This is a genomic window from Streptomyces monashensis, assembly GCF_001866665.1.
Taxonomy (GTDB): domain Bacteria; phylum Actinomycetota; class Actinomycetes; order Streptomycetales; family Streptomycetaceae; genus Streptomyces; species Streptomyces monashensis.
In genome coordinates this window covers 226,842-239,383 of record NZ_MLYO01000009.1, presented here as the reverse complement: position 1 = coordinate 239,383, position 12,542 = coordinate 226,842, and the positions used below count along the sequence as shown (strand labels likewise).

At 68.5% G+C, this 12,542-nt stretch carries 12 protein-coding genes; 7 read left to right on the top strand and 5 right to left on the bottom strand.

Translation table 11 applies throughout. From position 1 onward, the window contains the following. Positions 1-51: 51 nt before the first annotated feature. On the bottom strand, positions 52-606 hold the full coding sequence (locus BIV23_RS02415; RefSeq protein ID WP_245790307.1) for a lytic transglycosylase domain-containing protein: 555 nt from the start codon (positions 604-606) through the stop codon (positions 52-54). Positions 607-1,562: 956 nt separating this feature from the next. Here BIV23_RS02415 and BIV23_RS02410 point away from each other — a divergent pair. From BIV23_RS02410 to pspAB, 3 genes are all read left to right on the top strand, one after another. Beyond that, positions 1,563-2,234 carry a mechanosensitive ion channel domain-containing protein gene (locus tag BIV23_RS02410; RefSeq protein ID WP_177239662.1) on the top strand — a complete coding sequence of 224 codons (672 nt, stop codon included), beginning with the start codon at positions 1,563-1,565 and terminating at the stop codon, positions 2,232-2,234. A gap of 232 nt (positions 2,235-2,466) precedes the next feature. After that, positions 2,467-3,381 (top strand): zinc metalloprotease HtpX, encoded by a 915-nt coding sequence (gene htpX, locus BIV23_RS02405; RefSeq protein WP_071379011.1) that lies wholly within the window; start codon positions 2,467-2,469, stop codon positions 3,379-3,381. Between the two features lie 36 nt (positions 3,382-3,417). Further along, on the top strand, positions 3,418-3,987 hold the full coding sequence (pspAB, locus tag BIV23_RS02400; RefSeq protein ID WP_071379010.1) for a PspA-associated protein PspAB: 570 nt from the start codon (positions 3,418-3,420) through the stop codon (positions 3,985-3,987). A gap of 70 nt (positions 3,988-4,057) precedes the next feature. Here the strand turns inward: pspAB and BIV23_RS53810 are convergent, their stop codons facing one another. Next, positions 4,058-4,231 (bottom strand): AMP-binding protein, encoded by a 174-nt coding sequence (locus tag BIV23_RS53810; protein WP_107471052.1) that lies wholly within the window; start codon positions 4,229-4,231, stop codon positions 4,058-4,060. A 197-nt stretch (positions 4,232-4,428) separates the two neighbouring features. Further along, entirely contained in the window at positions 4,429-4,737 is a 309-nt protein-coding gene (locus tag BIV23_RS50105; RefSeq protein WP_071379009.1) for a DUF3759 domain-containing protein, read from the bottom strand. Between the two features lie 690 nt (positions 4,738-5,427). Here BIV23_RS50105 and BIV23_RS02390 point away from each other — a divergent pair. Then, the gene (locus tag BIV23_RS02390; RefSeq protein ID WP_071379008.1) at positions 5,428-5,880 is read left to right on the top strand and encodes a hypothetical protein; all 453 of its coding nucleotides are present in this window, start codon (positions 5,428-5,430) and stop codon (positions 5,878-5,880) included. A 730-nt stretch (positions 5,881-6,610) separates the two neighbouring features. On the opposite strand, the gene BIV23_RS02385 is transcribed toward BIV23_RS02390, so the two are convergent. Next, positions 6,611-7,207 (bottom strand): TetR/AcrR family transcriptional regulator, encoded by a 597-nt coding sequence (locus BIV23_RS02385; protein WP_071379007.1) that lies wholly within the window; start codon positions 7,205-7,207, stop codon positions 6,611-6,613. 66 nt (positions 7,208-7,273) lie between these two features. Between BIV23_RS02385 and BIV23_RS02380 the strand changes: the two genes are divergently transcribed. Beyond that, a complete protein-coding gene (locus tag BIV23_RS02380; RefSeq protein ID WP_071379095.1) occupies positions 7,274-8,149 on the top strand; it encodes an NAD(P)H-binding protein in 876 nt (291 codons plus the stop codon). A gap of 567 nt (positions 8,150-8,716) precedes the next feature. After that, complete coding sequence (locus BIV23_RS53805) at positions 8,717-8,884, top strand: hypothetical protein (protein ID WP_177239660.1); 168 nt, start codon at positions 8,717-8,719, stop codon at positions 8,882-8,884. 45 nt (positions 8,885-8,929) lie between these two features. Here the strand turns inward: BIV23_RS53805 and BIV23_RS02375 are convergent, their stop codons facing one another. After that, the gene (locus tag BIV23_RS02375) at positions 8,930-9,136 is read right to left on the bottom strand and encodes a hypothetical protein (RefSeq protein WP_071379006.1); all 207 of its coding nucleotides are present in this window, start codon (positions 9,134-9,136) and stop codon (positions 8,930-8,932) included. A gap of 132 nt (positions 9,137-9,268) precedes the next feature. Between BIV23_RS02375 and BIV23_RS02370 the strand changes: the two genes are divergently transcribed. Beyond that, positions 9,269-11,764 carry a helix-turn-helix domain-containing protein gene (locus BIV23_RS02370; RefSeq protein WP_079172887.1) on the top strand — a complete coding sequence of 832 codons (2,496 nt, stop codon included), beginning with the start codon at positions 9,269-9,271 and terminating at the stop codon, positions 11,762-11,764. Positions 11,765-12,542 lie beyond the last annotated feature (778 nt).

Sequence of the window (12,542 nt, the reverse complement as noted above, 5' to 3'; positions counted from 1 at the left end):
TGACGATGCCGGGTCCGGGGCCGTTGATCATCTGACTCGGAGCAGGGGGCTTCAGTCGCCCGGAGGGTTGGGCGACGCGCTGATCTGCTTGGCGTAGGTCTGGGTGTACTTCGGGATCAGCGTCTCGATCCGGTTGACGTAGTTCTGCGTCTCGGGGATCTGTGGGATGCCCTGGGCCTTGAGTACCGCGTTGGGGCCGGCGTTGTACGCGGCGAGTGCGAGCTGGGTGGGGTCGCCGGGGACGCCCTTGACCTCCTTGAACAGGTGGCACATGTAGGCGCCCTGGGCCGGGATGGCGTCTTGTGGGTTCCACACGTCGGCCCGGCCGTCGCCGGTGTAGTCCTTCCCCCACTCCGCCCAGGTCGATGGCTGGAACTGCGCGATGCCCTGGGCTTTGCCGGAGTCCGCCTTCGGATTCCAGTGGCTCTCCGCGTCGAGTTGCGCGGCCAGCATCGGAACGCTCAGCTCCGGGCAGGTCTTGGTGGCTGACTGAACGGTCGCCAGATACTGACCGGGAATGGTGGGCAGTGCGGGCGGTCGGGTCAGCCACCAGACGGCACCGAGGGCAGCGGCGATGACGAGTACGGCTGCGAGGGCCAGACCCACCAGACACCCTCTGCGGCCGGAGCGCCTGGTTTCTGTCTCCGCCGGAGAAAATCGGTACGTCGTGGCGGGCGACGACACCCCCCAGCCGAGATGTGCGGGCTGCTGACCTTGCCGCCACACCTCGCCGCTGTCGGTCGCTCCGGCTTGCTGATCTTGCACGTGCCCAGTCCGTCCGGTCGGTCGTCGGGTGCTCTGTCGATGACGGGTAGGACGCAAAGGGCGTCACGTTAGTTGCAAGATCACGCAAATGAACAGGTGTGTGGGGATTGCCACACGAGGGAACCCGCCTCGGCCGCCGCCGCGATACCTGCACCAGCGCCGCAGATCTGAGGGCTCCGGCCCGGACGGCCCTCAAGACACCTTTGGCGGACGCTGTCCGGATCACCTGTGCGACGTGAGGCTGCGCAGAGGTGCTTCACCGGCTTGCCGGACCAGGCGCCGCCCGGCCGGACAGCAGCAGCGAGGCACACACGCTGCAGGACAGCACCCGTTCCCGGCCCTGGCAACGCCCGCGGATGCGGTGAGGAGGCCGTGGCCGAACGGCAGCCGCACTCCGGGCGATCGGTAGGGGCTGATGCGGAAACCTACGAAGATGAGCACGACACGCGCCGGGGGACAAGCGCCCCATTCTTCCTCAGCGTCGGCCTCTGCCTGCTTGCCGGGTCGCCGGGTGTCGAGCCTGGGCACCCAGGCCGAGGGCCGCGTCGTCCTCAGAGTGCCGAGCGTCCTGGCGGACATTCGGCCCCTGCGCCGTAGACCCGGGCCGCCTCGCACACCACGTCTGTATGCAGACCACCGACGAGTGGACGCCGGGGCACGAAGGAGGTCCACCGGGGCACCCCCTGTCTACGGGGTACCCCCGTGTACCTGCTGTGCGGTAGGCCGCCGTCTCCAAGAGGGCGTACCGGGTGTGAAGTAACGTGCCCCGCGACATGCTCGAACGCAGAGGGGCGGAGATGAAGCGCAGCCACGAACGCGCTGGTGGGGCCATGATCGGGCACGGCCTGCAGTGGCGTGGGGTGATTCGCACCAGGAGGGCCGTCGCCACCACGTCTCTCGCCGTTGGCGGACTGGTTGTGTCGCTCAACTTCGGCGGCCTGCTGGGCAGCCCGCACACCCACGATTCGGTGACGTCCCGGGTGGTCGCCGGCATCAGCGCGTGCGTCTTCCTGGTGGGCGCGCTGATCGCGGTGCGTGGGGCCACGGACGATCTGGTGAAGCTTCTGACCGGGCGGATCAGCGACAGCCGGTCGGCCGCGCTGCGGGTCATCTGCCTGCTGTGCGGCTATGCCCTGGTCATCCTCGGCGCCCTCAGCCTGATCCGAGTGCCGTGGGAAAAGCTCCTGCTGGGCGGCGCGCTGACTGGAGTGATCCTCGGGATCGCCGCGCAGCCGGTCCTCGGCAATATCTGCGCTGGTCTGGTACTGCTCGTCTCGCACCCCTTCGCGATCGGAGAGCGGATCAGCATTCAGTCCGGACCCCTCGGAGGCCGGATCGAGGGCGAGGTGACGGACATGACCCTGTTGTTCGTCCAACTCCATACGGAGGACGGTCAGGTGCTGCTGCCCAACAACGCTGTGCTCGGCGCGGCCATCGGCCCACCCGCTCGCGAGGCTGTCGCGCAGTGACAGCTCACGGGAGGCCGTAGTCGGCCGACCGCTTTAGGTGGGTTCTCTCCGATCGCGCTCCGGCGGTTATACAGGGGCGGCTATACAGGAAAGGGCACCCCTGCTGCCGCAGCTGCCCTCCAGCACATCCGAGATCCTCACGTCGGCCACGCCGCATGGGAACTTCCGGGGCTTGTCGAACGTCACCACAGTGGGATCCAGCGGGGGTCCGAACAGAAGTGGAGCATGGGCGATGAGCGGGACGAGATTCGCGCCGGACCGGGGCCTGACCAGCCGCATGGTGGCCACGATGTTCATGATCGGCTTGCTCTACGTGGTCTTTGTCGGGGCGCTGTTCGTGCTGCTACGCGGTGCCTGGCCGCTGGTGGCCGTCATCGCGGGTGGCATTTTCATCGCGCAGTTCTGGTTCAGCGACAAGATCGCCACGTTCAGCATGGGCGCCCGTGAGGTCACCGAGCAGGAGTACCCGGAACTGCACGGCGCGGTCGATCGTCTCTGTGCCCTGGCCGACATGCCCAAGCCCCGGGTCGCCGTCGCCGACAGCGACGTCCCGAACGCATTCGCGACCGGCCGCAATGCGAACAATGCTGTGATCTGTGCCACCACCGGCCTGCTGCGCCGTCTGGAGCCGGAGGAACTGGAGGGCGTGCTCGCGCACGAGCTCTCGCACGTTGCGCACAAGGACGTCGCCGTGATGACGATCGCCGGATTCCTCGGCGTGATGGCCGGCTTCCTTACACGGATGGGCCTTCAGTTTGGTCTGTGGGGCGGGTTCGGTGACCGCCGCGACGACCGTGACGACGAGGGCCTGGCCCTGCTGGTGGTCATCGCGGTCAGCGCCGTCGTCTACGCGGTCAGCTTCCTGCTGACGCGCCTGCTGTCGCGCTACCGCGAGCTGTCCGCCGACCGCTCGGCGGCGCTGCTCACCGGCCGCCCCTCCGCGCTGGCCTCGGCGCTCACCAAGGTCACCGGCGCGATGGGCGCGATCCCGACGCGCGACCTGCGCCAGGCCGAGCCGTTCAACGCCTTCTACTTCGCCCCGGCTTTCTCCGCGCGGCAGAGCGCGGGCAACCTGCTCTCCACCCACCCGACGCTGGAGCAGCGACTCGACCAGCTCGGCCGCATCTCCGCCGAGCTGGGCCGCTGACGCCCGACGCCCTGACCAGGAAGGAACAGCTCCGCCATGGGCTTTCTCGACGCGCTGCTCGGCCGCACCAAGCCCGTCAGACCCGACCTCGACCAGCTCTTCGGCCTGCCCTCCGCCGCGATCACCCTCCAGGCTGCAGCCGGCTTCACTCCGACCGGCCTCGGCTCGGTGTGCTTCGCTGCCGCAGAGGGTGGCGCCTTCGCCCAGGTCCAGCAGGACGTTCAGGCGCTGCTCAACGCCGACCAGGGCACGCCGGTCGAGATCAGCCGCGACAGCTACGGCTACACCTGGCTGCTCTCCCGACAGTCGCCGGACGACATCGTCTCCCTTGTCAACGACCTGCACGCGGTGAACACCGCCCTGCAGGACAACGGCTTCGGCCCGCAACTGCTGTGCTCTCTGGTCGCTTTCGCCAACCCGGAGGGCCGCAGGCTCGCGCTCGTGTACTTGTACAAGCGGGGAACCTTCTACCCCTTCTCGCCACTGCCAGGTGAAAAACGCGACAACGCGATGGAGCTCCAGGTGAAGACGGTGATCGGCAACGACCTGCGGGTCGAACAGGATCTCGGCCGCTGGTTCCCGCTCTGGAGTGCGCCGGGGCTGTGACATCCCGCGCCCAGGGCCGCGTGGGTCTGGCGCCGTGGAAACGGCTGGCGCTCCGCGCCTGATGCGCTGGTCAAGTCCGGCCCGGTGCCACACTACTGTCCGAGCCGAGGCCGAGACCACGCAGCCGGTGGGCGATCTGGTTGGCCCGGGTGTCCAGTTCGGTACAGGTCAGCCACTGCTCTCCGCATTCGAGGGCGACGGCGTGCGGGGTCCGGTCGCAGGAGTCCTCGAAGAAGCGATTCAGGCTGCCTACTGCCGGGCAGGTGCCGTCCCGGTCCGGGGCGACGGCGACGCGTCGGTGTCAACGGTCATGTGGTGTCCCCTGGAATGCAGTTCCGAAGCATGCCAGCGGCGCCAGGTTTCACCTGTGCCTCACAACATGGGGAGGTTGACGGTGGCCCCCTCCGGTGAGGGAGAACCGGAGGGGGCGAGCCGATGCGGTCAGGCGGTGGCGAACTCCGGGGCGATGCGCGCCGCTGCGGCCGCCGCGTGGCGCTTGACCTGCTGTTCGTCAAGGTGGTCCAGGCCGAGGTCGGTCATGAGCCGTTCGGCCTGTTGGCGCGCCAGCGCCTCCAGGGTGTTGGTCAGGCTCTGGTTGTCGATCGGCTGCCCGGACTCCTTCAGCTTCCGGGTAGCCTCCCAGGCAGCCGCGTGGCCGGCCTGCTCCTCGGTGACGTTGCGGTCCAGGCCGGTGCCGCCGTAGATGACGGTGTGAGCGTCCTTGTACTGCCTGATGCTGTGCTGAGACACGGTTTCTCCTTGTCTGGGGCCCGACCGGTCTCTTGCCTGCCGGACGGGCACCACACCAGAAGAACCCGGCGCGGCCGACCCTCGCCCGGCAAACACCCCCGAACGGGTGGCCTCCAGCGACCGGCACGCACTGCGGCACAGGTGCGGTCCGGGCAGGCTTATTGCCCTGACCGATCTCCGCCGAAGGGATGACGCGTTCGCTTGGACGAGTTCCCTTGCGGCGGTGGCCGCCTGGCAGGGTTCAACGTTGGTCCAGGCGTGGATGCTGTGAGCGACCGGGCAACCGACGCGCGCTTCGCCGAACGAGTTGGCTGCGTCACCACATGGACGACTGAGCGGCTCAAGTCCTGCGCCACGCTGTCACAGAGGGGTGCGGACGGCACGAACGGCGGGACTTCGATCCGGGCTGCATGATCAAGAGGTCGGCCATCCCAGCAACTCCACGACGGTTACTCTATGTAACGTAATTACGCCATTTCAGTGATGCGTGGTAAACGTGAGATAGCCGCGGGTGGTGGGAGATTGCGTCGCCGACCTGCGGCTTTATGGGAAGCGACGGGCGTTTCAACGGCTGACGTACTCGCTTCGACATGCCGGTCCTCCGTGCTTGGGCCAGCCTGGTTTCGCGAGCCGCCCGAATGGCTGACTCGCTCCCAGGGGGGAACTCAAGACGAAGCCAGGAGACCCACAATGAGCGAGACCCGAAGCCGCCACGCCCGTGCGCTCGCCGCCGGTGCTCTGTCCGCCGCCCTGCTGTCGACCGGTACGGCCGGTGCCGTCGCCGCGACCGGGACGCCGACCCCCAAGCCCTCCGTGACCCGCACCGGCATGCCGAGCATGAAGCCGTCGCGGATGCCGACCGCGATGGGTTCGATCACCGTCTCGGCCAACCGCAAGGCCGTCAAGGTGGGCAACACCGTGGTGTTCACGGGCCGGGTCAGGGGCATCAAGGCCGGTTCCGCGCTGGTGCTCCAGCGCATGCGCAACGGCAAGTGGACCACGTTGAGGACCACGGCGGCCGTCAACAAGAACGGCACTTACACGATCAGGCGGACATTCACCAACAAGGGTACGGAGCAGGTGCGGGTGGCGACCAAGTCCGGCACCTTCCACTCCTCGCCCGTCACCGTGAAGGTCAGCTGACGTGAGCTGATGCGGGTCCGCAGCCGATCACGGCGCGTTCGGCCCCGAAGCGGGGCTGGGCAGGGTTGACCTTGTCCAGCCCCGCTGTCGCGTCATCCGAAACGAGCATGTCCTGCCGCGGTCCGGGAGCGGATCCGGGTGGGGGTCACACAGAAAGGAAGTCACAGCACTGCCTACCGGAGCGGCGCGCAAGGACCGGCGTTGAGGTGGACGATGACAAGCTGCCGGAGGGCTCCACGGGCGGGGCGCCCGCTTCCGCCGGGCGAGGCGGCCGTGGGGGTGACGTCTTTCAGCGGGAGCGCTGCGGGACACTGGGCAGGCGGTGGAGCGGACGACGCGGCCCGCTTCGATGCCGACGCGTCGGACTTCTCGTCGGTGCCATGAGCGGTGGACTCGAACGGTTCGCCCGTCGGGCGGCTGGTGTCCGGCGCCGGCGCAGCCGCCTGGGACGCGGCGATTGCCTGAGCTACGGGTTCCTCACGAGCATCGGGTTGCTCGAACGCCGGGGCCGGGGCGGTGTGGATGGCGTGCCACAGGCCGGGGCGGCGATCGGGGCCGTTCTTGATGCCCCGGTTGCGGTGGGCAAGACTTCGCCTCTCGAGGTTGTCGGTGGCCAGGTCACATTCCCCACGGCCACCTGACGGAGAGTCACCTGGCCGCAGCTCCGTCACCTTCCGTGACCACGGGATCGGGGTCAAAATCGGAGGGAAACCAGGGCCTGCTCCGCCTGTCACTGCAGTTGGTTGAATGCCTCGTCGGCGTCGGCCACGGCCTCGGGGTGAACGTCGCCGGCGCTTCGACCGTCAGCGATCTTCTGCCAGTTGGCCCGAGCGAGCACCCGCTGTATCGCGAGCACCTGAGCGGCTTGCACGTGTGCCTGGATGCCTTCGCCGAGGGCGTCCGCCAGGGCCTCTTCGTCCTCGAGCTGGTACCGCGTGAGTCGTCCCGCCAGGCTCGGTGTGGAGAACACCAGCCGATGGAACGCCACCACCTGCGGGTGGTCGTTGAGGCCGGTGACGGGGTCGTAGCGGTCGAGGGCGGCCCGGAAGTGCCGGCGCAGCGCTGTCACCGGCTCGATGCCGGACTCGCGGCCACGTACGACGCGGGCCGCCTCGCCCTGATGGTCCGCGAACCGGTGCAGTACCAGGTCTTCCTTGGTGGGGAAGTACCGGAAAAGGGTCGGCTTGGAGATCTCGGCGGCCGCGGCGATCTCATTGACCGAGACGCGGTCGAAGCCGTGCTCCAGGAACAGCGATACGGCCGCGTCGGCGATGGCGTCGCGTGTCCGCTCCTTCTTGCGGGCCCGCAGACCCGTCGGCTCGCTCATCTGACCACCATAACATCCATCATTACCAGGTTGCTTTTTTAACCGAGTAACGTTTTCATGGGTGGCATGAGCCAGACAGACAGTTCCTCCGTGCTCGTGACCGGGGCGACGGGCCGGATCGGCCGCGCCGTCATCGGCCAACTCCTCGACGCGGGCGTGCCGGTCCGCGCCCTCACCCGTCGTCCGGAGGCGGCTGCGACACTGCCGGCGAACGTGGAGGTCTTCACCGGCGACCTCACCGCGCCCGACTCGCTCGAACCGGCATTGAAAGGCGCCGGAGCGGTCCTCCTCGTCTGGACCGCTCCGCCCCAGACCGCCGCCCAAGTCGTGGCGCACCTGGCAGCCCACGTGCGGCGGGTCGTCTTCCTCTCCTCCCCGCACCAGACACCACACCCCTTCTTCCAGCAGCCCAATCCCATGGCGGACCTGCACGCCGGCATCGAGCGACTCATCGCGGCCACCGGACTCGAGTCAACGATCATCCGGCCGGGGATGCTCGCATCGAACTCACTGGCCTGGTGGGCGCCCGCGATCCGCGCGGGCGAAGTCGTCCGTTGGCCGTACGGCGCCGCCCAGACGGCACCCGTCGACGACCGCGACGTCGCAGCCGTCGCAGCACAGACGCTCCATCAGGACGGATACACAGGGGACTACGTCCTGACAGGACCCGAATCGCTGACCCAGGCCGCGCAGGTGGGCCTCATCGGCGACGCCCTGGGGCGCAGGATCGCATTCGAGGAAATGACGCCAGACGAGTTCCGCAACCTGTCGCAGGGCACGGCGCCCCACTCGGTCATCGACATGCTGCTCGCCGCGTGGGGCGCGGCGGTCGGACAGCCCGCCTACGTCACCACGGCGGTGCGCGACATCCTCGGGACTGCGCCGCGAACGTTTCGCCAGTGGGCCGCCGACCACGCCAGCGCGTTCACGAAGGATTCGTAACCTCGTCGGCGCGACCTGCGTCCCGGACCTCCGCCTCGGCGGCATGCCGGGCGCGTGGGCACGGGAAGCTCGTACCGACAGGAAGCGACACGCCCCGAACCAGCAACCGAGCCCCCGCAGTTGGCGTCAGGGTCTGTGACAGAACTTCCCCGTGTGCCACTTCAACTGGCCGTCAGTGGGGGCCGGTAACTGGCCGTGCTCGGGGAAAAAAATCTTGGCCGCTGACAGCTCAAGCAGCCGGAGGCGTCACGGAACTGCAGCCGGGCCCTCTCGGTTGGCCATTGAGTACTTCGGTTGGCTGCTCTGCGTGACGTAGTTGACCGGGCAGGAAGACGTTGTCGGGCTCCGCTCGCGTTGAGTGAGAGGGGCCTGGCGCCTGGGACGTTGCGAGGGTCAGATGGTGGTCGCCTTGGTGATGTCAGGGGCGCCTTCATCGCCGATGTCCGGGAATCGCTCCGGCCGACCATAATGCCCGGAGTGGCCACCTGAGCCGCTCCGACCTGCCGGTGCGCGGTCGACGCGGACGGCCCCGTCGGCGACCGGACGCCGTCTACGCCGACCGGGGCTATGACCACGACAAGTACCGCAAGCAGCTCCGGGCTGTCGGGCTACCAGCCCGACCAGCCGCCTTCCATTGTGGCGGAAGCGGTGCGGGGTGCGGTGTCGGGGCCGGTGGTGCCGCGCCCGGTCGACGGCATGGAGGTGCACGGAAGAACAAAGAACATCGCGGAGTAGATCCTCCGTACCGGTCACGCGCTCGTCACCACGTGCCATACGGTGTCAATGATGCAGCAGACCCGCGAGTGTGCCCGTGAGGGTGGCGGCGAGAGCCAGGGTGGCGGCGAAGGCTGCGGCCCCGCGGGTAAGAGCAGCGGCGCAGGTCGCGTGGTCACGGCGGGCGAGGTAGCCGGCGGTGACCGCGACCAGGACTGCGATCAGCGAGATCAGTGCACAGCTCAGCAGGATCACGGCGGCGTGGTCGGTCACGGTTGTTGTCCTCTTCGTCGTGTGCGGTGGTGACGAGGGACAGGTTGAACCGATGGACGTTCGACGCCGTTCGGTGAACGATGATGAACACTGTCGAACGGGAGCTGAGCCGTACAGAGAGCTGAGGGGGCCGTGTCGGACAGGGTGCAGGGTGCGGCGGCGCTGGCCGAGCTGCGGGCTCGGCTCAGGAAGGGCTTTGCCGCATCGAGATTGCGCTCGCAGCAAGACCTCGTACGCGCTGCGAGCCTGGGCCGTACCACGGTCAGCCAGGCGTTGAGCAACTCGGCGCCGGCGCCGAGTGCCGAGACCGTCGGTGCACTGGCGAAGGCGCTGCATCTGAACGTCGATGAGCTGCTTGACCTGCATGCCGACGCGGTCGGCCGAGAAGCGTGGCAGCACAGTCGGCTCGGGCGGCCGATCAACGAGTGGGATCCGCTGGATCTGGAGATCCACCCCGCTGTCGATGTCCCATCAACCATGGGAAATGCCCGTGGAGTTGCGCGCCTACCCGGGTATGTTCGGCGCGCACACGACGAGGACCTGGCGGTGGTGGTCGAGCGTGCGGTGGCCGGCACGAGCGCGATGGCTGTGCTGGTCGGTTCCTCCTCGACGGGCAAGACCCGGGCGTGCTGGGAGGCCGTTCAGCCGCTCGCGTCCCTGGGGTGGCGGCTGTGGCACCCCTTCGATCCCACCCGCGCCGGGTCGGCACTCGACGGCATCGCCCACGTGGAAGCGCACACGGTGGTGTGGCTCAACGAGGCCCAGCACTATCTCGGTGCCGGCTCGGGTGTCGGTGAGCGTATCGCCGGTGCCCTGTACGGCCTGCTCACCGATCCCGGGCGCGGCCCGGTGCTGGTGCTGGGCACGCTGTGGCCCGAGTACGCCCGCGCCTACACCCGGCGCCCCGGCCCCCAGGACCCGGATCCACACCCGCAAGTCCGTGCGCTCCTGGCCGGCCGTCACATCAACGTGCCGGAGGCCTTCGACACCGCCGCGCTGGAGTCCGCCCGAAGGCTGGCGGCGGACGGCGACCGGCAACTCGCCCAGGCTCTGGAACGCTCCGATGCCGGTGCGGTGACCCAGTTCCTGGCCGGAGCACCCGAACTGCTGCACCGCTACCGCACCGCCTCCCCGGCCGGCCGCGCTGTCCTTCTTGCCGCGATGGACGCCCGCCGCCTCGGCGCGGTTTTCCCCCTGCCGGCCGCCTTCCTCGAAGACGCGGCCCAGGACTACCTGACCGATTCCGAGTACTACGCCCTCGCCGACGACTGGCTGGAGCAGGCCCTCGTCGAGCTGACCAGTACCGTCCACGGCAACATGGCTCCTTTGCGTCGCACCCGTTCCGACCACACCCGTGGAGCCTCGGAACCTGCAACGGCCCCACCACCCAAGCCTCGCTACGAGCTCGCCGACTACCTTGAACAACACGCTCGCTCCGAACGCGGTCGCTTGTGCCCCCCGGCATCCCTCTGGCAGTCCGCGCTCGACCACCTCACCGCGCCCGGCCACCTCGCCGTCTTCGCGGAGGCGGCTATGCGACGGTTTCGCTTGCGCCATGCTTCCCAACTCTGGGGCAAGGCCAGCGGTACCGGCGACCCCGATGTCCTGGCCCGGTTCGCATGGTTGACCGAGGACTGGGACACGGCCGGGCGTCTGTACTCGGAAGGGCATGCTTCCGGTGATCCACACGTTCTGTCGCAACTCGCGCACAGGCTGCGGGAGGCAGGAGACCGGGACACTGCCGATCGCCTGCAGCAGTTGGCCATCGGCACCGGATCTCCCGCGTTCCTGTACCAGCGTGCCAGATATGCCGAGATGTCCGGGGACCAGACGCAAGCGTTACGACTTTTCCAGCGGGCCGCGGACGCCGGCGACAGCATGGCCGTATTCGAGCTCGCCAAGCGTCGAGCAGCGGCCGGGGACTGGACGGGCGTCGAACGCCTGTACCGGCAGGACATCGATACCGCAGCCGACTTTTTCATTGCCCTGTACGTTGGGCTGTGGCGCGAGATCGCCGACAAGGACGAAGTCGAGCGGTGGCACCGGCTCGCCACTGAAGAGCACGACCCCCAAGCCATGTTCCTGATCGCCTGGATGCGGGAGCAAGCCGGAGACCAGGAAGGGGCCGAACAGCTGGCACGGCAGGCCGCCGAGGCCGGCTACCCCGTCATCGCCTTCAAGCTCGGCTGGGCTCGGTATACCAAGGACCAGGAGGCGGCCGAGCGGGCCTTCCTGCCGGCCGCGCACGCCGGCCACTCCGACGCTCGTTATTGGCTCTCCAACGTGCGGGATCTGGCTGGAGACCGGGAGGGCGCCGAGTACTGGCTCCGACAGGCCTGCGACGTCGGCAACTACTTCGCGATGCGCAACCTTGCCGTTCTGCGGGCGGCGGCCGGGGACTTGGCGGAGGCGAAACGCCTTGACCAGCAGGCCGCCGACGCCGGTGACCCGATCGTCATGATCCAGACCGCCTCGCACATAGGGTGGATCGATCCCGACGAGGCCGAGCACATGTGGCGCCAGGTCGCCGACTCCGGACACTACTTGGAACTCCCGCTCGCCCGGGATATGGCTCGGCTTTGGCCCCACGGCCTGGAGCCTGACGGCACGCCGTCCGCCCCATGGTGAGTGGCCACCGGGGATGCCGTCACCGCTCTCCCGCCAGGCCCCGGGACCTCTCACGGCCGCCTGCTGCGGCAGGAAGTCGCTGAGCCGGTAACCGGGCGCAGGACCGCCATGCAGAATCGGCGACTCGGCATCACTGATATTGCGCTGAGCGACAGGAGAAGAGGAAGAGAGGGAACGACCCTTGTCGGCGGTCAGAGTGGTCTCATACGCGCGGGCCGTGGGTGACAGCTCCGAGCTGCGACTGCGACTTCATCGTTCAACCAGCGGTCCTCAACTGCGCAACCCACCATCCCCATGGACGCGGGGAGCAGGCGAAGGTCGTCGATGCGCCGTTGCCCTGGGAGGGATCACCGCCGCGCGTGCAGGGGTGAACCGTTGACCACGAAGGAGCGGCTGGAGATCGGCTTCCGGTCCCGGCGCGAGCGGGGGGACCAGGCTGGTGTAAACGTTCTTGACCAGGATGGCGTGGTCCCCGCACCGTGTCCGTCGACGTGCCCGGCTACCAGCCCGACCAGCCGCCTTCCACCGTGGCGGAAACGGTACGGGGTGTCTGTGTGCGGCAACCGTCACGCCGATGACGTCGCCCGGCAGGAAGCTGCCCCCGAAACTGCGCGCTGCCAGGCTCTCCCACCACCGGACGGGGCGCCTTGGTCCTGCGCTGATGGGGCCGCGGTGTGCGCGGCCCCATCAGCGCAGGGCAGCGATCAGGGATTGGTCATCGCGCCGTGGTGTTGGTGCCGGTGGCCCAGAGGGCACCGCCCTTGCCGGGGCCTCCCGT

Excerpts from the sequence above, each read along its gene's own strand:
- BIV23_RS02410 (WP_177239662.1), top strand. The coding sequence starts at position 1,563 with ATGAAGCGCAGCCACGAACGCGCTGGTGGGGCCATGATCGGGCACGGC.
- htpX (WP_071379011.1), top strand. The coding sequence starts at position 2,467 with ATGAGCGGGACGAGATTCGCGCCGGACCGGGGCCTGACCAGCCGCATG.
- pspAB (WP_071379010.1), top strand. The coding sequence starts at position 3,418 with ATGGGCTTTCTCGACGCGCTGCTCGGCCGCACCAAGCCCGTCAGACCC.
- BIV23_RS02390 (WP_071379008.1), top strand. The coding sequence starts at position 5,428 with ATGAGCGAGACCCGAAGCCGCCACGCCCGTGCGCTCGCCGCCGGTGCT.
- BIV23_RS02385 (WP_071379007.1), bottom strand. The coding sequence starts at position 7,207 with ATGAGCGAGCCGACGGGTCTGCGGGCCCGCAAGAAGGAGCGGACACGC.
- BIV23_RS02380 (WP_071379095.1), top strand. The coding sequence starts at position 7,274 with ATGAGCCAGACAGACAGTTCCTCCGTGCTCGTGACCGGGGCGACGGGC.
- BIV23_RS53805 (WP_177239660.1), top strand. The coding sequence starts at position 8,717 with ATGACCACGACAAGTACCGCAAGCAGCTCCGGGCTGTCGGGCTACCAG.